The sequence below is a fragment of the Stutzerimonas sp. S1 genome (assembly GCF_025966695.1).
GTDB lineage: Bacteria > Pseudomonadota > Gammaproteobacteria > Pseudomonadales > Pseudomonadaceae > Stutzerimonas.
Map to the genome: position 1 here is coordinate 106,879 of NZ_JAOEIY010000002.1, position 19,480 is coordinate 126,358.

15 protein-coding genes are annotated in these 19,480 nt (G+C 66.0%); 10 read left to right on the plus strand and 5 right to left on the minus strand.

Annotation, left to right across the window (positions count from 1 at the left end):
- Nucleotides 1-3 precede the first annotated feature (3 nt).
- The 4 genes from N8H22_RS04505 to N8H22_RS04520 all read left to right on the plus strand — a co-directional run bounded on the left by N8H22_RS04505 (nucleotide 4) and on the right by N8H22_RS04520 (nucleotide 6,026).
- Nucleotides 4-1,263: a histidine kinase gene (locus tag N8H22_RS04505; protein ID WP_264589434.1), complete on the plus strand. Its 1,260-nt coding sequence runs from the start codon at nucleotides 4-6 to the stop codon at nucleotides 1,261-1,263.
- Nucleotides 1,260-1,919: a response regulator transcription factor gene (locus N8H22_RS04510; protein WP_264589435.1), complete on the plus strand. Its 660-nt coding sequence runs from the start codon at nucleotides 1,260-1,262 to the stop codon at nucleotides 1,917-1,919. Before N8H22_RS04505 ends, N8H22_RS04510 begins: the two co-directional genes overlap by 4 nt.
- Nucleotides 1,920-2,295: 376 nt before the next feature.
- A complete protein-coding gene (locus N8H22_RS04515; protein WP_264589436.1) occupies nucleotides 2,296-4,596 on the plus strand; it encodes a TonB-dependent receptor in 2,301 nt (766 codons plus the stop codon).
- A gap of 272 nt (nucleotides 4,597-4,868) precedes the next feature.
- Entirely contained in the window at nucleotides 4,869-6,026 is a 1,158-nt protein-coding gene (locus N8H22_RS04520) for an MFS transporter (protein ID WP_264589437.1), read from the plus strand.
- A 10-nt stretch (nucleotides 6,027-6,036) separates the two neighbouring features.
- Here N8H22_RS04520 and N8H22_RS04525 read toward each other — a convergent pair whose 3' ends face one another.
- The 4 genes from N8H22_RS04525 to exaA all read right to left on the minus strand — a co-directional run bounded on the left by N8H22_RS04525 (nucleotide 6,037) and on the right by exaA (nucleotide 9,946).
- On the minus strand, nucleotides 6,037-6,483 hold the full coding sequence (locus N8H22_RS04525; protein ID WP_264589438.1) for a DUF2703 domain-containing protein: 447 nt from the start codon (nucleotides 6,481-6,483) through the stop codon (nucleotides 6,037-6,039).
- Nucleotides 6,480-7,163: a 3'-5' exonuclease domain-containing protein 2 gene (locus N8H22_RS04530; RefSeq protein WP_264589439.1), complete on the minus strand. Its 684-nt coding sequence runs from the start codon at nucleotides 7,161-7,163 to the stop codon at nucleotides 6,480-6,482. The genes N8H22_RS04525 and N8H22_RS04530 overlap by 4 nt, the downstream gene beginning before the upstream one ends.
- A 108-nt stretch (nucleotides 7,164-7,271) precedes the next feature.
- On the minus strand, nucleotides 7,272-7,925 hold the full coding sequence (locus tag N8H22_RS04535) for a pentapeptide repeat-containing protein (protein ID WP_264589440.1): 654 nt from the start codon (nucleotides 7,923-7,925) through the stop codon (nucleotides 7,272-7,274).
- A 161-nt stretch (nucleotides 7,926-8,086) separates the two neighbouring features.
- Complete coding sequence (gene exaA, locus N8H22_RS04540; protein ID WP_264589441.1) at nucleotides 8,087-9,946, minus strand: quinoprotein ethanol dehydrogenase; 1,860 nt, start codon at nucleotides 9,944-9,946, stop codon at nucleotides 8,087-8,089.
- A 311-nt stretch (nucleotides 9,947-10,257) separates the two neighbouring features.
- On the opposite strand from exaA, the gene pedF reads away from it, so the two are divergent.
- From pedF to N8H22_RS04560, 4 genes are read left to right on the plus strand one after another with little or no spacing between them, the layout of a single operon-like run.
- A complete protein-coding gene (gene pedF / locus N8H22_RS04545) occupies nucleotides 10,258-10,695 on the plus strand; it encodes a cytochrome c-550 PedF (RefSeq protein ID WP_264589442.1) in 438 nt (145 codons plus the stop codon).
- On the plus strand, nucleotides 10,695-11,609 hold the full coding sequence (locus N8H22_RS04550; RefSeq protein ID WP_264589443.1) for a transporter substrate-binding domain-containing protein: 915 nt from the start codon (nucleotides 10,695-10,697) through the stop codon (nucleotides 11,607-11,609). Before pedF ends, N8H22_RS04550 begins: the two co-directional genes overlap by 1 nt.
- 59 nt (nucleotides 11,610-11,668) lie before the next feature.
- A complete protein-coding gene (locus N8H22_RS04555; protein WP_264589444.1) occupies nucleotides 11,669-12,418 on the plus strand; it encodes a quinoprotein dehydrogenase-associated SoxYZ-like carrier in 750 nt (249 codons plus the stop codon).
- A 33-nt stretch (nucleotides 12,419-12,451) separates the two neighbouring features.
- Nucleotides 12,452-13,384: a quinoprotein relay system zinc metallohydrolase 1 gene (locus tag N8H22_RS04560; protein ID WP_264589445.1), complete on the plus strand. Its 933-nt coding sequence runs from the start codon at nucleotides 12,452-12,454 to the stop codon at nucleotides 13,382-13,384.
- 12 nt (nucleotides 13,385-13,396) lie between these two features.
- Here the strand turns inward: N8H22_RS04560 and N8H22_RS04565 are convergent, their stop codons facing one another.
- Nucleotides 13,397-14,863 (minus strand): lipid II flippase MurJ, encoded by a 1,467-nt coding sequence (locus N8H22_RS04565; RefSeq protein WP_264589446.1) that lies wholly within the window; start codon nucleotides 14,861-14,863, stop codon nucleotides 13,397-13,399.
- 261 nt (nucleotides 14,864-15,124) lie between these two features.
- Between N8H22_RS04565 and N8H22_RS04570 the strand changes: the two genes are divergently transcribed.
- Together N8H22_RS04570 and N8H22_RS04575 are read left to right on the plus strand one after the other, a co-directional pair.
- Complete coding sequence (locus N8H22_RS04570) at nucleotides 15,125-16,366, plus strand: MdtA/MuxA family multidrug efflux RND transporter periplasmic adaptor subunit (RefSeq protein WP_264589447.1); 1,242 nt, start codon at nucleotides 15,125-15,127, stop codon at nucleotides 16,364-16,366.
- Nucleotides 16,363-19,443: an MdtB/MuxB family multidrug efflux RND transporter permease subunit gene (locus N8H22_RS04575; protein ID WP_264589448.1), complete on the plus strand. Its 3,081-nt coding sequence runs from the start codon at nucleotides 16,363-16,365 to the stop codon at nucleotides 19,441-19,443. The genes N8H22_RS04570 and N8H22_RS04575 overlap by 4 nt, the downstream gene beginning before the upstream one ends.
- Nucleotides 19,444-19,480 lie beyond the last annotated feature (37 nt).

A 19,480-nucleotide genomic window follows, 5' to 3' on the forward strand; every position in this document is an offset into this window, starting at 1 on the left:
GTGATGAGTGCCCTGGGGCGTACCTACCTGCTGGTCGCGCTGTTCTTCGCCGCGGTGACGCTGGTGTGCACGGCGGTGCTGTTGCGCCAAGCCGTCCGGGATGTACAGCGTGAGCTGGATGCGGCCCAGCAGGTGGTGGATTACCTGGCGGTCAGCCTGAACGAGCGTCCCCAGGCGCTCACCATGGCGCTGCAACGCAGCCTCCGGCACATCCGCGCCGAGCGCATCCCGCCGGGTGCCGAGCGCGCGCTGCCGTCGGACTCGCAGCGGCCCTGGCTGAGCCGCTGGCTCTACCCGCAGATGACGCCGGCACGGGTGCTGCACTTCGAGGATGGCGGACAGATCCGGCTCGCCGTCAACCCAGACGACGAGGTGGAAGAAGTCTGGGATTCGTTGCTGCAACTGCTGGCACTGTTCGGCCTGGCGCTGGCGCTGAGCCTTGTCACCATTCGCTGGGCCGTCGGGCATGCGCTCGGCGTGCTGGAAGATTTGCTCGGCGGGCTGCGGCGGATTTCCCGGGGGCAGCTGGCGACCCGGCTGGTTGCCCGGCGCCTGCCCGAAGCGCAACGGCTGGCTGGCCATTTCAACCAGATGGCCGGGGCGCTGGAGGCGGCGGAGGCCGACAACGTCCGACTGACGCGGACCCTGATGGAGCTGCAGGAGCGCGAGCGCACGCGGCTGGCGCAGGTGCTGCACGACGATCTCGGGCAGTACGTGGCCGGTATCCGCGCGCGGGCCTGCCTGTTGCGAGTACAGGCCGAGCAGCCGGAGGCGGTGCGCGAAACCGCCGGGCATCTGGAACAGCACAGCCTCGATCTGCAGAACGGTTTCCGCACGCTGGTGCGCGACCTGTATCCGGTGATGCTCGATCACCTGTCGCTGGAGGCCGCCGTCGAGCAGCTGGTCGCGCAGTGGCAGGGCGCACAGGGGATCGAATGTCGGCTGCAGCTGCAGGGAGCGATTCCAGCCCTGGCCATCGAGGACAAGCTGCACCTGTATCGGCTGATTCAGGAGGCGCTGACCAATGTGGCGCGCCATGCGCACGCCAGTTGCGTGCGCTTGCAGCTGCGCGGTGACGCGCAGGCCCTGCGTCTGCTGCTGTGTGATAACGGCCATGGCCAGCCGCCGGAGCGAGCCGGTGTCGGCCTGCGTTCGATGCGTGAGCGTGCGCGCTGCCTCGGTGCCCGGTTGCGCCTGCGACACTGGCCGGGGCGCGGCTGGGCGTTGTATCTCAATCTGCCATTGAAGGGAGCGACAGCATGAAAATCCTGCTGGTGGACGATCACGCGGTAGTGCGTCAGGGCTATGCCAGTCTGCTGACCGCTCTGCTGCCCGAGGTGGTGGTGACCGAGGCGGCCAGCGGTGAGCTGGCGCTGCAGCGCGTGCAGGAACAGATTCCGAGCCTGGTCATACTGGATCTCGGCCTGCCCGGCATCAGCGGCCTGGAAACCTGTCGGCGGCTGCGTCAGCGCCTGCCGCTGCTGCCGGTGCTGATCTTCAGCATGCACGACGAACTGGCACTGGTTCGTCAGGCCCTGGATGCCGGCGCATCTGGCTATCTGACCAAGCGCTGCGCGCCGGACGTCTTGGTCGAGGCAGTGCGCAAGGTGCTCGCCGGGCAGGCATTCATCGAACAACCGCTGGCGACCGAACTGGCCTGCCAGCGCCCGTCGGCGTCACCCGTGCAGGGGCGGCTGGCCGAGATGACGCCGCGCGAGATGGAAATTTTCATCATGCTCGCCCGCGGCATCGGCAATCGCGAGATCGCCGAGCGGCTGTGCATCAGCAGCAAGACCGTCTCGAACCACATGGCGCTGCTCAAGAGCAAGCTGGAGGTCAGTTCCCAGGCGGAGCTGGTGCATCTAGCCATCGACCAGGGCCTGTTGCGCGTCGGCGAACGGATGCTCTGCGAGGCCTGAGCGCCGGGCCTGCCGGCGCGACTTCTTTCGCCGCACCACGCGCGGTCGTTCATCTTTCCGAAAATCTCAGCATCGGACGCCGCACTCCATGCGGCGGCGCCCGGTGCGCCTTCATGCGTGCCCGCTAGCGATGTCGATCCGGTCATCCGCAGGAGTGACCGCGTGCGTCGTTCCTGCACCGGCGCGCAGCCAAGCCTTCGTCCGTTCTACTCCGGCAGGAGTAAGACCAAGCGCTGCCGAACCGGGAAGTTTTCCCGGCAGGACCGGGAGTTTTTCCCTGTCGGTGCCGGATGGCGGCTTTCGATAATCGGCCCTGGCAGGTTGCCAGTACGGGACCTCGACCACCCGATCCGCCAGACAACAACAAGGAACGCCCATGCAGTATCAGCTCTGTCGTCGCTGGATGCCCCGGCGCACGCTGCTTTCCCTCGCAATCGCCAGCCTCGTGCCGGGCTTCGCCCATGCCGATGAACCGCTCGATCTCGGCGGCGAAGAGGTCGTCGCCACCACGCCGCTACCGGGCATCGACCTGCCTAAGGATCAGGTCCCGGCCAATATCCAGACATTGGATGCCGAGCACCTGCGCCGTCTGGGCGGTCAGTCGCTGGCCGAGAAGCTGCAGCGCGGGCTGCCGAGCGTGAATGTCAACGAAATCCAGGGCAACCCTTACCAGGCGGACCTGAACTACCGGGGTTTCAGCGCCTCGCCGCTCCTGGGTACCCCGCAGGGCCTGTCCGTGTTTCTCGACGGCGTGCGGGTCAACGAAGCGTTCGGCGATGTGGTGCACTGGGATCTGATTCCGAATACCGCCATCGCCAACATGGCCCTGGTACCGGGTTCCAACCCGCTGTACGGCCTGAACACCCTGGGCGGCGCGCTGGCGCTGCAGACCAAACGTGGCGATACCCATCCCGGTGGCTCGGCGGAGGTCTACGGCGGCTCGTTCGGACGCCAGGGTGGTGCCATCGAACAGGGTGGCAACCATGAGGAATTCTCCTGGTACCTGGCTGCGGAAGGCATGGACGAGGACGGTTGGCGTGACCATTCGCCGTCCGAGGTCCGCCAGCTGTTCGGCAAGTTCGCCTGGACCACCGACACCACCGATCTGGCACTGACGCTGGCACACGCCGACAACGACCTGATCGGCAACGGCCTGATTCCTGAAAGCATGTACGACCAGCGGCGCGAGGCGATCTTCACCCATCCCGACCAGACCGAGAATCGCAGCCATCTGATGGCGCTGTCCGCCAGTCACTGGCTGAACGACAGCGACCGGCTGTCCGGCACCGTCTACCTGCGGCGCACGCGCACGGCGACCCTCAATGGCGATGGCAACGACGAGTACGAGGACGAATACGAGGAATGGGAAAACGGCGGTTTTCTTGGCGAAGGTCCGGAAAGCGGCGTGCTGAACCGTACCCGCACCGCCCAGCGCGCCTATGGCCTGGCGCTGCAGTGGGCGCGCCAGGCTGGCGCCCATCAGTTCGCCTTCGGCCTGACCCATGACAACACCCGAGCCAGCTTCCACCAGAGCGAGCAGGGCGGTGAGCTGACCAATGAGCGTGGCATCCGCGCCAGCGAAGAGGAGGAGCAGGCCAACAGTCTGCTGGGTCGCACCCGCACCTCCAGCCTCTACGCCACCGACACTTGGGCGCTGGCCGACGCGCTGCAGCTGACCGGTTCGCTACGCTACAACCGCACCCGCGTGATCAACAGCGACCGCATGGGTGACGATCTCGACGGCGACTTCACCTATCGCAAGCTCAACCCCGCGCTGGGTTTCGCCTGGCAGCTGCAACCGGCGCTAACCGTCTACGGCGGCTTTTCCCAGGGCAACCGGGCACCGACGCCGATCGAACTGGGTTGTGCCGATCCGGCCAATCCCTGCAGCCTGCCCAACGCCATGGCGGCCGATCCCTTCCTCGAGCAGGTGGTCACCCGCACGCTGGAGTTCGGTGTGCGTGGCGAACTGGCCGGCGGCACCCGCTGGAACCTCGGCGCGTTCCGCAGCGTGAACCATGACGACCTGCTGTTCGTCGGCACCGGCGGCAGCATGGGCTACTTCACCAACTTCGGCCGCACCCGCCGGCAGGGCATCGAGTTCGGCTTGGCCGGTGCGCAGGGACCGTTCGACTGGCGGCTGGATTACACCTACCTGCACGCCACCTTCCAGTCCTCGGCGTGCATCCTGGCCGAGAACAACAGCACCGAAGGCGAGGGTGGCTGCCCGGACGACGAGATTCGCGTATCCAGTGGCGACTATCTGCCAGGATTGCCGAAGCACAACCTCAAGCTCGGCCTGGACTGGAAACTCAATGAACGGCTGCGCATCGGCACGACCGTGCTGGCGTATTCGGAGCAGTACGTGCGCGGCAACGAGAACAACCGTCATCAGCCCAACGACGAATTTGAAGGCAGCGGCAAGCTGCCGGGCTACGCCGTGGTCAACCTCACCGCCGATTACCGCTTCGCCCGTGACTGGACGCTGTTCGGCCGGGTCGACAACCTGTTCGACAAGCGTTATGCCACCGGTGGCGCGCTGGCCGAGAACCCCTTCGTCGGCGCCGGCAACGCTTTCGAGACAGACCCGGACGCCTGGCGCCACGAGCAGTTCATCGCCCCGGGTGCGCCGCGTGCGGGCTGGGTGGGCGTGCGTTACCAGTGGGATGCGCTATAAGCCATCAGGCCGATGACGAAAACAACCATGCCGCGCTTCGGTGCCCGGCATGGTTTTTTTCGTCTGGTATGCCGGGCCTGCTTCGGCTGTCCTGTGCCGCTGACCGTTGTGCCCGGCGGTGACGCAAAACGGTCACGGCAGATTGCGTATGCTGGCGCACTTGGCCGCCCACCCGCGGCGGCATTCACAGGAGCCCGGATGACTCACGTCCATGCAGCCGCTTGTTCTTGCGGATCGCCACGCCTGACGGCGAGCGACCGAGGGCGTTGAGCATGTCACGCCTGCGCATCGTGCTCGCGCTCGGCAGCGCGCAGACGCTGGCCTGGGGCTCGACCTACTATCTGCCGGCGATTCTCGCCGAGCCGATGGCGCGCGAGCTGGGCATTTCCACCGGCAACGTCTTCGCCGCGTTCTCCCTGGCGTTGGTCGTCACGGCCGTTCTCGGACCGCTCTCGGGCAAGCGCATCGACCATCACGGCGGCCGCGATGTGCTGGCGCTTTCCAGCATCGTCTTCGCGGCCGGGCTGGCGACCCTCGGCCTCGCGAGCGGGCCGCTGATGCTCTGGCTTGGCTGGCTGGTGATCGGCATCGGCATGGCGCTGGGCCTTTACGAGTCGGCGTTCTCCACGCTTACCGGCATCTATGGCCGCGATGCGCGCGGCGCGATCACCGGCATCACGTTGCTCGCCGGGTTCGCCAGTACGGTGTGCTGGCCGATCAGCGGTTGGCTGAATGCCGAGTTCGGCTGGCGCAACACCTGCCTCGTCTGGGCCGGTGCGCATCTGCTGCTGGGGCTGCCGTTGAACCGGCTGCTGATTCCATTCGGCATCCAGCCGGCATTGCCGTCAACCGACAAGCCGCCGCAGGAACGTGCCGGCGCGGGCCTGACCATGGGCCTGCTGGCGTTCGTGTTCGCCGCCACCTGGTTCGTCAGTACGGCGATGGCCGCACACCTGCCGCGACTGCTGCAGGAGTCCGGGCTGTCGGCGGCGGCCTCCATCGGCGTCGCAGCCCTGGTCGGACCGGCTCAGGTCGGTGCGCGCTGTCTGGAGTTCGCGTTGCTGCAGCGCTTCCACCCACTGCTCTCTGCACGCCTGGCGGCCATCGCGCATCCGATCGGTGCGGCTGGCGTGATGTTGTTCGGGGCGCCGGCGACCACCGGGTTTGCCTTGTTGCATGGCGGTGGCAACGGCATCTTGACGATTGCCAAGGGCACCTTGCCGCTGGTGATCTTCGGTCCGCACGGTTACGGCCTGCGCCAAGGCCTGCTGATGGTGCCGGCGCGTTTCGGCCAGGCCTTCGCGCCGTTCGTCTTCGCGCTGTTGATCGATGGCTTTGGTACCGGCGCGCTGTGGCTGTCGGCCGCGCTGGGCGTGTTGGCGTACGGTGCGCTGTCGTTGTTGCAACGAACCGCTCGCGGTCTTGGCTGAAGGCGACGATTCAGCTGCAGCAGCCCCCGTCGACATCGGTTTTCGCCGGGCAGCAACTGGCTGGGATTCGATCGGGCAGCTGGGCGGCGGCCAGCAATCCGGCCTTGACGATCAGGTCGGCTGGAACGGCTTCGTAAGTCGTGCCGGAGATGCTTAGCGTGCGGCAGCTGGCGTCGCCGCAGGCCGAGCAGCAGCGGCTCTGGCCGGTGGTCGCGCCGAGCCACTGCTCCAGCGGCACGTCGGCGATCCACAGGCGATTCGATTCCAGCGGTGCCTGCGCAAAGCTGGCGGGGCTCAGCGTGCTGGTTTCCAGGCGCACCTCGATGCCGAGGATGTGCAATGCCTGTTGCAGATCCGCGGCGGCCCGTCTTACTGCGACCTCGGTGGCGCCGCAGCGGTCGCAGGTCTGGCCATGTTCGTCGACCAGTCGCTGCCAGCGAATCGTCAGAGTTTTCATCGCGAAGCGTCCTCTCGAAGCGGGTGCCTGGGCTTGGCGCGACGCGGCTGCGGCGGCGTGCTGGCCAGCTGTAGCAGCAGGCGTTGTTGCTCGGCAGACAGCCCGAGGAACACCCGTAGCGCAGCATAGGCGTCGTTCGCCGCATAGGCTTGCTGGGCCTCGCTCAGTACGGTGTTGGCCCAGTTCGAGGTGGCCACGCTGCGCGACTTGCGCACCCGCATGTTGAGTACACCGGCCACCGCCCCGCGCAACCCCACCTGGCCCTTCTTGCCCTGGTAGCGCAGCGTCTTCCCGAGGTCGATATAGGTGTGTAGCTCGATGCCAAGCTTGCTGCGCAGCCGGCTACGGTCCGATTTCAGCCCGAAACCGAACTTCACCACCCCTGGCGCCTCCAGCACAGCGCGCGCTGCATCGATGCAGCCTGGCGCGACAACCTGAAACAGATAGGCCTTGTGCGGTGTGGCGAACTGGATCAGGTGCGGGCCGCCAGACACCTCACCGGCCTTGAAGGTCGGCTTGGACTCGGTATCGAAACCGACGTAAGGAAAGGTGAGGATCTCGTCGACGGCCGCGGCGAAGGCGGCGGCGCTGGCGGGTATGGCGATGCGCTCGCGCGGCAAGCCCTCGAATGCCGACAGGGCGTCGATGTCAGGGTGCTGGGGGATGTGGATGATTGACATCGGCGGCTTCCGGAGCGCAACAGGGTCGGGTCATACAACGCTATTCGAGGGCTGCAGACAAGTCGATGCCGGCGACCAGTCCTGGCACCGATACGCCTGTCGCTGCGGCTACTGCTCCCAATCGTGTGGGCAGTCTTTGCAGCCTTCCATATTGGTTCCCTGGAACGTTGCGTAATGCCGTCGGGCTCCGGTCAGGATGGCATCGGCGAGGTTGGCATCGTTGAGCTTGGCTTCCTGCAGGTTGGCATCGGTGAGGTCCGCGCCCATGAGGTCGGCCTTGCTCAGCCAGGTCATTTCCAGGTCGGCGGCGCGCAGGGTGCTGCGTTGCATCTTCGCGCCGCTCAGGCGGGCGAACTCGAGGTAGGCACCGGTGAGATCGGCGCCCTTGAACTGCGTGGCCTGGGCGAACAGCCCCCAGCCCTGTATGGCGATCAGCCGGGCATCGGTGACGTTGGCCAGGCGCAGATTGGCCTGCTGCAGGCTGGCGCGGTTGAGGGTGGCGCCGCTGAGATCGGCCTTTTCCAGATTGGCCAGGTCGAGATTGGCGTGGCGCAGGTTGGCGCCGGAGAGGTTGGCCCCGGCGAGGTTGATGCGGCGCAGGTCCTGATTGCTGAGATCGGCGCCGCGCAGGTCAGCGTTCGCACATTGGCTGTCGGGCAGGAGCACGCAGCCGTTGATGGTCAGCGGGCCATCATCAGCCGCGAAGACAGCAGCGCTGGTGAACAGGGCCAGTGGCAGTAACAGGCGGCAAGGGGTGTTCATGGGCAGTCACCTGGGGCAGGGCAGGAATGAAAAGCGGTCGCGCGGCGTTTCTGCCCTGTCGACGAGAGCGCCAACCCGAGCCGGCTGGGCCAGGGATGCCACGCGAACCGCTGTACCTTGAGAGCGTGAGGTGTGCCCGCGTGGTGGCGGGCACGGCTGACTCAACGCTTGGCGGTCTTCTTCTCCCAATCCGGCAGCTTGAACACCCAGAAGGAACCGCCCTGGGCGACCGGCTTGGTCAGCACGGCCATGTCGCCGCCCCACAGCGGCACGGCGCCGCCGTAACCGACCGTCACGCCGATGTACTGCTCGCCGTCCTGTTCCCAGGTGATCGGCGGGGAGATGACGCCGCTGCCGGTCTGGAATTTCCACAGCTCGTCGCCGGTCTTGGCGTCGAAGGCCTTGAGATAGCCGTCGCTGGTGCCGGTGAAAACCAGATTGCCCTTGGTCGCGAGCACTCCGGCCCACAGCGGCAGCTTTTCCTTATGCTCCCAGGCGATCTGGCCGGTGGTGGGGTTCATGGCGCGCAGGATGCCGACGTGATCGTCATACATGCGCTTGATGCGGAAGCCCTGGCCGAGATAGGCCGAGCCCTTCTTGTAGCTGACTTCCTCGGTCCAGTAGTCCTCCTTCCAGTGGTTGGCCGGCACATAGAACAGGCCGGTGTCCTGGCTGTAGGCCATGGGGTTCCAGTTCTTGCCACCGAGGAAGGGCGGCGAGACTTCCACCGACTTGCCGTGCTTCTCGCCCGGCTCCGGTTTGGGCGGGCGCTGGCCTTCGTTCTCGACCGGTCGGCCGGTTTTCAGGTCGATGTGGCTGGCCCAGGTGATGCCATCGACGAAGGGGAAGGCGTTCTGCAGCTTGCCGTCCTTGCGGTCGACGACATAGAAGAAGCCGTTACGGTCGGCGTGGGCCGTGGCTTTCACCGTCTTGCCGTTCTTGTCCTTGTAGTCGAACAGCACCAGCTCGTTGTTGCCGGAGAAGTCCCAGGCGTCGTTCGGCGTGTGCTGATAGAACCATTTCACTTCGCCGGTGCTCGGGTCGACGCCGACCTGGCCGGAGGTGTAGAGGCTGTCGTAGTTCTTCGGATCGCCACCGTCGCTGGTGCGCGCCCAGCCGTTCCACGGTGCCGGGTTGCCGGCGCCGACGATGATGGTGTTGGTTTCCGGGTCGAAGCTCGCACTCTGCCACGGGGCGCCGCCGCCCTGGCTCCAGGCTTCCTTCTTGCCGGTTGGCGAGTTGGGATCGTCCGGCCAGGAGGGCGCCTTGATGTCGCCGGTCGGCGTGCTCTCCTTGCCGTTCAGGCGGCCCATGTGACCTTCGACGAAGGGGCGCATCCAGACTTCATCGCCGGTATCCGGATCACGGGCGAACAGCTTGCCGACGACGCCGAACTCGTCGCCCGAGCTGCCGTGCACCAGCAGCACCTTGCCGGTCTTGGCATCTTTCACCAGCGTGGGTGCACCGGTCATGGTGTAGCCGGCGCCGTGATCGCCGAACTTCTTGTTCCAGACGACCTTGCCGGTGTCCTTGTTCAGCGCCACGACACGGGCGTCGAGGGTGCCGAAGTAGATCTTGTCGCCATAGATGGCGGCGCCGCGGTTGACCACGTCGCAGCACGGGCGGATGTCGTCGGGCAGGCGATGGGCGTAGGACCACAGGCGCTTGCCGGTCTTGGCATCCAGGGCGAACACGCGCGAGTAGGAGCCGGTCACGTAGATCACGCCGTCATGGACGATGGCCTGGGATTCCTGCCCGCGCTGCTTCTCGTCGCCGAAGGAGAATGACCAGGCAGGGGTGAGCTTGAACACGTTCTTGTCGTTGACCTGGGCCAGCGGACTCCAGCGCTGGGCGCTGGTGCCCAGGCCGTACTGCAGGACGTTCTCGGTAGACAGGTGGTCGTTGGCGATGTCTTCCCAGCTGACGGTCTTGGCCTGGGCGTTACCGGCCAGCGCGAGGCTGCCGAGGAGCACGGCGAGGGCGAGCGGGCGGGTTGTACCGGGGTGCGATCTTGTTGTCATGGTTGCGATTCCCTTGGTCGATTCGGACGAGGCCGCCGTCTGCCGGTGGCCTGGCGATACGAATAGTGGGAGTGCCCCTGCGCGCGCCGATACGGAAAAGCTCCCGCGGATGCCGGGAATCCTTCCCGACCCCCGCTGAATTGGCCTTGCTACCAGTGGGGTGCCAAAGGTGCTGGAAAAACCCAGTACCAAGGGAGGAGATGCAGGCATCCAAAGCAGGATTCTGCCGATCCGACTGCGCCGCCAACATGACCACCATGCGCTCCGATGGGGGCTGCCTTGCACAGGTTCTCGAATAGAGGGTGGTAGTCATGAACAACAAGATCTTTTTGCGCTCACTGCTGGCAGCGGGTGTTCTGGGTATGTCGGGCCTGGCTCTGGCGCATGGCGACGTGACGCCGCAGGCGGTTGATACCAAGGGCCTGCCGTCGCTTGGCGAGGAGTGGGTCGACGAGAATCCCTACCGCGCGCCGAGCGAGCATCACGACGTCGCCGTGCAGATCGGCTCCTCCGCCTACAACCAGAACTGCGCCCGCTGCCATGGTCTGGAAGCCATCTCCGGCGGTATCGCCCCGGACCTGCGTGAGCTGGAAGCCAGCTACGACGGCGATGAGTGGTTCAAGGAGCGCGTCATCAACGGCGCGGTGCGTGACGGTGCGGTGTACATGCCGCGTATGGCCGACACCCTCAGCCAGGAAGCGCTGTGGGCGATCCGTACCTATATCGAAAGCGAAGCGGCCAAGCAGTGATGCGCCTCCGCCGCTGGCTCGTCGCGCTGTGCCTGTCGGCCTGCTGCGCGCTGGCGCAGGCGGACGTGGTGCGGGTGCGTGCCTACGACGACATCATCGCCTCGGGCGTGCTCAAGGTGGCGATGTACCAGGACTTCCCGCCGTACAGTTTCGCGGTCGACGGTCAGCCTCGCGGTGTCGATGTCGACATGGCGCGCGGGCTGGCGGAAGGCCTCGGCCTCAAGCTGGAAGTGCTGTGGGTCGCGCCGGACGAAACGCTGGATGATGACCTGCGCAACTTCATCTGGAAGGGCCATTACCTGCGGCCCAACGTGCTCGCCGACGTGATGTTGCGCGTGCCGTATGACCGCGAGTTCTCCTACAAGCGCAACGAGCTGGGCGAGCTGATCAACGAACTGGTGGTGATGTTCGGCCCTTATCAGCGCGAGCGCTGGCAGGCCGCGTTCGATGATCGCCGGTTGCAGGAAATACCGAGCGTGGCGGTATTTCAGTACCACCCGGTGGGTGTCGAGGTCGAGAGCGTGCCGTCGTTCTACCTTTCCTCGGTATTCGGCGGGCGCATGAGCAAGATGCTGCATCACTATCCCAGCCCGCAGGCCGCGTTCGCCGCGATGCAGGCCGGCGAAGTGGACGCGACCATGGCCATGCGCGGGGAAATCGACTGGCTGCTCAAACAGGCCGACGACAGTCACCTGAAGCTGGCCGAGAACGCCTACCCGGACATGGGCAAGCAGGTGTGGGACCTGGGCATGGCCGTACACGAGTCCAACCGTCAGCTGGCCTATGCACTGGAAGGTGTGCTCGAGCCGCTGATCAAGGACGGCCGGCTGGAGAAGATTTACGCCAGCTATGGGCTGCGCTACGAGTTGCCAGGGCTGTATCAGGATGTCGAGAACGAGATGGCCGAGCGCTAAGCGCTGCTCGCGCTATTCGAGTGTTCCACCAGTTGCCGGGCGCCGCCCCAGGAGTCGAGATGTCCATCCGCGTACTGCTGTTGGCGCTGACGCTCAGCCAGGCCGGCAATCTCGTGGCCGGCGAGCCGGATCCTCTGCAGTCAGTAATGTGGGAATACCACCACAAGCACCTGCTGCATGGTGAACCCTACGTGTTTGACGAGCGGGTCAAGGTGCAGGTGCCACCGTTTGCCGAGGATGCCCGCCAGGTACCGGTGCATATCGACGCCCGAGCCCTCGGCGACGAGGTGGTGCGCATCGAGGCCTGGGCCGACCTCAATCCCATTCCGCGCATCTTTACCTTTACCCCAGGCGACCAGGTCGCGCCGCTGGTGGCGATCCGCATCCGTGTGGAACAGGCGACGCCGATCCGCGCGGCCGTGCTGACGCGCGACGGCGTCTGGCACATGGGGGGCGCGAAGGTCGATGCCGCCGGGGGTGGTTGCACGGCGCCGAGCGTGGTGCGGGCCCAGCCCGGCTGGGAGGATCGCCTGGGCGAAGTGATCGGTGCGCGCTTCCCGCGCGGCGACTTCAGCCGGCTGCGCTTGCAGGTGTCGCACCCGATGGACAACGGCCTGGTCGGCGGCATTCCGGAGTTCTTCCTCAACCAGGCCGAGTTGCGTGACGCCGACGGCGAGGTACTGGCGACGCTGGAACTCTATCCGGCGGTCAGCGAGAACCCCAACCTGAGCCTGGAAGTCGAGGGCCGCCAGGACACCCGTCTGTGGCTACGCGACAACAACGGCAACGAGTTCGAGGCGGCGCTGTAGGTTCGCCCGCTTCATCCCAGCCAAGGAGACACCATGCGCCTGTTCACCCTGATCCTCGCGTGCTGTCTGACGCTGCCGCTGCACGCCGAGCTGCGCTACAGCCTGCAGCCTAAGCAGATTGCCGAGGATGTCTGGCTGCTGGAAGGCTCGACCGACAACTTCGAGCAGCGCAACGGCGGCAACATCGTCAACACCGGCTTCATCGTCACCGAGGCGGGCGTGGTGGTGATCGACAGCGGTCCGTCCAGACGCTACGGCGAGGCCATGCGCGAAGCGATTGCGGGCGTCACCGACCGCCCGGTAATCAAGCTGCTGCTCACCCACCATCACCCCGATCACGTGCTCGGCAACCAGGCGTTCGCCGATGTGCCCATCGCTGCGCTGGCCGGCACTACCGAGCTGCTGCGCGAGCAGGGCGACGCGATGGCGGAAAACATGTACCGGCTGGTGGGCGACTGGATGCGCGGCACCGAAGTGGTGTTGCCGGGTGAAACGTTGCAGCCTGGCGTGCTGGAAATCGGCGGGCACAGGCTGCGTCTGCTCGCCCTGCGCGGGCATACCGGCGCCGATCTGGCGGTGCTCGACGAGAACAGCGGCGTGCTGTTCGCCAGCGACATCCTTTTCTATCAGCGTGCACTGACCACGCCCAACAGTCCGGGGCTGGATGTTTGGCTGGCCGATCTCGACACACTGCAGGCCCAGCCGTGGAAGCTGTTGGTGCCCGGTCACGGGCCGGTCGCCAGTGACGATGCACCGTTCGTGCAGATGCGCGATTACCTCGTCTGGCTCGACAGTCTGCTGCGCGAGGCGGCGGCCAGCGGCGCCGACATGAACGAAGTGATCCACAGCCCGATCCCCGAGCGTTTCGCCGGCATCAGCCTGACCCGCTACGAGCTGATCCGCAGCGTCACGCATCTCTATCCGCAGTACGAGGCGCAGCAGCTGCAGCGCGTCGATCAGCAATAGCCGATCGGCACGTCAGGCGCGGCGCATCGACCAGTAGCTGCGGCGGAACAGGTCGCGTTCGCCCAGCAGCACCACACCCAGCGCAAAGCCGGCCAGCACCAGCGCGATGTACAGGCACAGTTCGATGAAGCCCTGCGGCTCGGGCAGCCAGTGCAGCGCCACCGCCAGTGCCGCAGCGGTTGCCGCCCAGCGCAGCAGCAGGGCGATGCCCAAGCCCTTGGGCGATGCCCGGTAGACGTACAAGCCCATGAACAGGGCCTGCAACATCGCGCCGCTGGAGAAGGCGATGGCCAGCCCCTCGGCGCCGTAAGACCGGTAGAGCACGGCGTCGAGGCTAATGGTCAGCGCCGAGCTGATCAGCGTGATGACCAGGAACAACCGGGCCTGGTGCTGGGCGAGCAGGGCACGGCCCCAGAGCAGCGCAAGCCCCATCGCCGGCAGGCCGAGCGCGTAGATGATCACCAGCGAGGCCGTGGCGCTGGTCTGCGCGGCGCCGAACTGGCCGCGCTCCAGCAGCACGGCGACCACGGTGTCCGGGAACGAGCAGAGCACCACAGCGGCCGGCACGAGGAACAGCAGCGTCGCCAGCAGGCCCTTGCGGATTACCGCCGCGTGACCGCTGTGGTCGTTGTCGTTCCAGCTCGCCGAGAATTGCGGGAACAGCACCGAGAGCACCGACATCGCGTACAGCGTCAGCGGAATGGTGACGATGCGGAAGGCGAACGAGAGCATGGTGATGCTGCCTTCATCGAGGAACGAGGCGAACATTCGCTCGGCCAGGATGCATGCCTGCTGCGCCCCGGCCGCCAGCAGTACCGGCGCGAAGGCCAGGCCAAAGGCACTGCCGTGTCCCTCGGTCGATACGGCTGCTTCGCCGCGCAGATAGGCCAGCCGCCGATGCTGCATAAGGATCAGCCCCAGCTGCGGCAACAGCATGCCGATGAAGATCACCATCCCGGTGGGCTGGAACAGCAGGATGCCGATGATCGCTCCGGCATTGAGCAGCACGGTGCGCGTCATCGGCAGGATGAACACGTTATCCATGTTGAGCAGCGCGCCCTGGCAGTACAGCGTCGCCTGCACGGCGATCAGCAGCGCGCCGACGCAGAACACCAGCTGCCCGGTTGCCACCTGCTCGGTGCTCCAGCCCGGCGCCAGCAGGTTGAGGATCCAGTAACTGGCGACGATGACCAGCGCACTGGCGGCCACGCCCAGCAGCATCACGCGCCAGTACAGCCAGCGGCTGACCGACTCGAACAGCACCTCGGACTGGCTGCGTAGCTTCTGCAGGTAGGGAATCATGGCATCGCGCAGAGCGAGGCCGAGAAAGTTCTCGAAGAACAGCGGCAGGATCAACGCCACGAAAATCAGGTCGGCTTCCCAGCTGAGGCCAAAGGCCCGGGCGATGAACAGATCGCGCAGAAATCCGAGCAGAAAACTGGCTACGGTCAACGCCAGGATGACCAGTGATGCATTCATTCCTTGATCCTGTAGCAGGCCACCCTGTGGTGGTCCGGTAATGCGACACGCAAGCGTTCAGCGGAGCGGCGTGCCTGGGACAGTTCCGTCTGCCAGGGCTGGCCCCTGGTCGAACGCTACATAGACTGGGCGGATGCGGCATGGTTCCGGGCGCATGTCGCGGGGCAGACAAGCGTCGATACGTAAAAATGCCGTAAATCCCCTTTGCGAGCCGAGCGCGACTGCTTAAGGTTCACGCTCCTTTCCAAGCGAACTCAGTTCATGTCCGTCGCTCAATCCTCTCCTGCTGCTTCCCGTCGTCGCTGGCTGATCATCAGCCTTGCCGTACTGGCCATTGCCTTGCTGACCTGGTGGTTGTGGCCGAGCCCTTCGGCGAAGCCCCCCCAGATGGGCGGGCGTCCGGGTTTCGGCGCGTTCAGCGGGCCGGTGCCGGTGCGCGTGACGACGGTGAAGCAGGGTGAGTTCGAGGTGTTCTACAAGGCGCTCGGCACGGTGACGCCGCTGAACACGGTCAATGTGCGCAGCCGCGTCGGCGGCGAGCTGGTCGAGGTGCGCTTCGAAGAGGGTCAGCGGGTCAAGGCTGGTGAGCTGCTGGCGGTGATCGACCCGCGGCCATACAAGGTCGCCCTGCAGCAGGCCGAAGGCACGCTGCAGCAGAATCGCGCGCTGCTGCAGAACGCCCAGGTCGACCTTGAGCGCTATCGCGGCCTGTATGCCGACGACAGCATCGCCAAGCAGACGCTCGATACCCAGCAGGCGCTGGTCAACCAGTACCAGGGCACGCTGGCGGCCAACCAGGCGGCAGTCAACGAAGCCAAGCTCAACCTGGAGTTCACCCAGATTCGCGCGCCGATCGACGGCCGCCTTGGCCTGCGCCAGCTCGACGTCGGCAACCTGGTGTCGGCCAGCGATACCACGCCGCTGGTGGTGATCACCCAGACCCAACCGATGGCCGTGACTTTCACCCTGCCCGAAGGTGACCTGCCGACAGTGCTGACGCGGTTTCGTCAGGGCGCCGAGCTGGGCGTGCAGGCCTGGGATCGTGGTGAGCGGCTGCTGTTCGGCGAAGGTGTGCTGGAGAGTCTCGACAACCAGATCGACGCCGCCACCGGCACGCTCAAGCTCAAGGCGCGTTTCGATAACGAAAGCGAAATGCTCATCCCCAACCAGTTCGTCAACGTGCGCCTGCGGGTCGAAACCCTCAAAGACGCCACGCTGATCCCCTCGGCGGCACTGCAGTTCGGTTCGCGCGGCAACTTCGCCTATGTGGTCGGCGCGGACAGCAAGGTGCAGCTGCGCAGCGTCGAAGTCGGCCCGAGCAATGGCGAGACCACGGTGATCACCCAGGGGCTGACGGCGGGTGAGCGTATCGTCATGGAAGGCACCGATCGCCTGCGCGATGGCAGCGAGGTGGAGGTCGTCGACCGCGCGACCATGGCCGAAGAGGCGGCGCAGCAACCCAAGGTGGGTGGTGAGAATGCCGGGGAGCGCCCGGCGCGATGAACATCTCGCGGCTGTTCATCCTGCGGCCGGTGGCGACCACGCTGACGATGGTCGCGATCCTGCTGGCCGGTCTGATCGCCTACAAGCTGTTGCCGGTTGCGGCGCTGCCGCAGGTCGACTATCCAACCATCCGGGTGATGACGCTGTATCCCGGTGCCAGTCCGGAGGTGATGACCAGCGCGGTTACCGCGCCGCTGGAACGCCAGTTCGGGCAGATGCCGGGGCTGACACAGATGTCCTCGAGCAGCTCCGGTGGCGCCTCGGTGATCACTCTGCGTTTTTCCCTCGAAGTGGAGCTGGACGTCGCCGAGCAGGAGGTGCAGGCGGCGATCAATGCGGCAGACAACCTGCTGCCCAACGACCTGCCGGCACCGCCGGTGTACAACAAGGTCAACCCGGCTGATACGCCGGTGATCACCCTGGCGGTGACCTCGGCGACGCTGCCGTTGCCGCAGTTGCACGATCTGGTCGACACGCGCATGGCGCAGAAGCTGGCGCAGATCAGCGGCGTCGGCATGGTCAGCATCGCCGGCGGGCAGCGCCCGGCGGTGCGCATCCGCACCAATCCCGAGGCGCTGGCCGCCTACGGCCTGTCGCTGGCCGATGTGCGCGAGCTGATTGGCAACGCCAACGTCAACCAGCCCAAGGGCAACTTCGACGGTCCGACGCGGGTGTCCATGCTCGATGCCAACGACCAGCTGAAGACGCCAGAGGAATACGCCGAGCTGATCCTCACCTATCAGGACGGCGCCGCGCTGCGACTCAAGGATGTCGCCGACATCGTCGCCGGCGCCGAGAACGAGCGGCTGGCGGCATGGGCCAACGAGAGCCGGGCGGTGCTGCTGAACATCCAGCGCCAGCCAGGCGCCAACGTCATCGATGTGGTCGAGCGCATCCAGGCGCTGCTGCCGGAAGTCACTGCCAGCATGCCGGCTGGTCTCGACGTGACCGTGCTCACCGACCGCACCCAGACCATCCGCGCCGCCGTCACCGACGTGCAGCACGAGCTGATCCTCGCCACCATTCTGGTGGTGATGGTGACTTTCATCTTCCTCAAGAAACTCTCGGCTACCGTCATCCCGTCGATCGCCGTGCCGCTTTCGCTGGTCGGCACCTTCGCGGTGATGTATCTGTGCGGCTTCTCGCTGAACAACCTGACGCTGATGGCGCTGACCATCGCCACCGGCTTCGTGGTGGACGATGCCATCGTCATGCTGGAAAACATCGCGCGGCACCTGGAGGAGGGTGAGACGCCGCTGAATGCCGCGCTCAAGGGTGCCAAACAGATCGGCTTTACCCTGATCTCGCTGACCCTCTCGTTGATCGCCGTGCTGATTCCACTGCTGTTCATGCAGGACGTGGTCGGCCGGCTGTTCCGCGAGTTCGCCATCACCCTGGCGGTGGCGATTCTGATCTCGCTGGTGGTCTCGCTGACCCTGACGCCGATGATGTGCGCGCGCCTGCTCAAGCCGGTAAGCCATGATCCGGCCGCTCCGGACTGGGTCGAGCGGCTGATTGGCGGCTATTCGCGCTGGCTGACCTGGGTGCTCGGTCACCAGACGCTGACGCTGCTGGTGGCGGTGGCCACCCTCGGCCTGACGGTGGTGCTCTATCTCGCCGTGCCCAAGGGCTTCTTTCCGGTGCAGGACACCGGTGTGATCCAGGGCATCAGCGAGGCGCCGCAGTCGATCTCCTTCCGCGCCATGAGCGACCGTCAGCAATCGCTGAGCCAGGTGATCCTCGCCGATCCGGCGGTCGCCAGCCTGTCGTCCTACATCGGCGTGGACGGCGACAACGTCACGCTCAACAGCGGCCGCCTGCTGATCAACCTCAAGCCGCACGCCGAACGCGACGTCACCGCCAGCGAAGTGATCGAACGCCTGCGCCCGGAACTGGCCAAGCTGCCGGGCATCGAGCTGTTCCTGCAGCCGGTGCAGGACCTGTCCATCGAGGATCGGGTCAGCCGCACGCAGTTCCAGTTCAGCCTGGAGTCGCCGGATAGCGCGCTGCTGCAGGAGTGGACGCCCAGGCTGGTCGAGGCGCTGCGCGAGCGGGCGGAACTCACCGATGTGGCCAGCGACCTGCAGCACGACGGCCTGCAGATTTACCTGGACATCGACCGCGATGCCGCCGCGCGCCTGGGCATCGAGGTTTCGGCGATCACCAACGCGCTGTACGACGCCTTCGGTCAGCGACAGATCTCGACCATCTTCACCCAGGCCAGCCAGTACCGCGTGGTGCTCGAGGCTGAGGCCGGCAATCGCCTGGGGCCGCAGGCGCTGGAGCAGCTGTTCGTGCAGAGCGAGGGCGGCACGCCGGTGCGGCTGTCGAGCCTGGCGCGACTGGAGCAGCATTCCGCGCCGCTGCTGATCAACCACATCGGCCAGTTCCCGGCGGTGACGCTGTCGTTCAACCTCACGCCGGGCGTGTCGCTGGGCGAGGCGGTGGAGGTGATCGAGGCGGTGAAGCAGGACATCGGCCTGCCGGCCGGCATCCAGAGCCATTTCCAGGGCGCCGCCGAGGCGTTTCGCGCGTCGCTGTCGAGCACGCTGCTGCTGATCCTGGCGGCGGTGGTGACCATGTACATCGTGCTCGGCGTGCTCTACGAGAGCTACATCCACCCGATCACCATCCTTTCCACGCTGCCGTCGGCGGCGGTGGGCGCGCTGCTGGCGCTGCTGCTGACCGGCAACGACCTGGGGCTGATCGCGATCATCGGCATCATCCTGCTGATCGGCATCGTCAAGAAGAACGCGATCATGATGATCGACTTCGCGCTGGAGGCCGAACGCCACCAGGGCATGACGCCGGAACAGGCGATCTACCGCGCCGCGCTGCTGCGTTTCCGGCCGATCCTGATGACCACCCTGGCCGCGCTGTTTGGTGCCATTCCGCTGATGCTGGCCACCGGCTCGGGTGCCGAGCTGCGCCAGCCGCTAGGGCTGGTGCTGGTCGGCGGCCTGCTGCTCAGCCAGCTGCTGACGCTGTTCACCACGCCGGTGATCTACCTGTTCTTCGATCGCCTGGGCCAACGCTTCGGCCGTCGCGGCGCGGTGCCGAGCGAGGCGCAAGCGTGAGCCGGGTTGCTCTGCACGGGAATGCGGCGCAACGGAG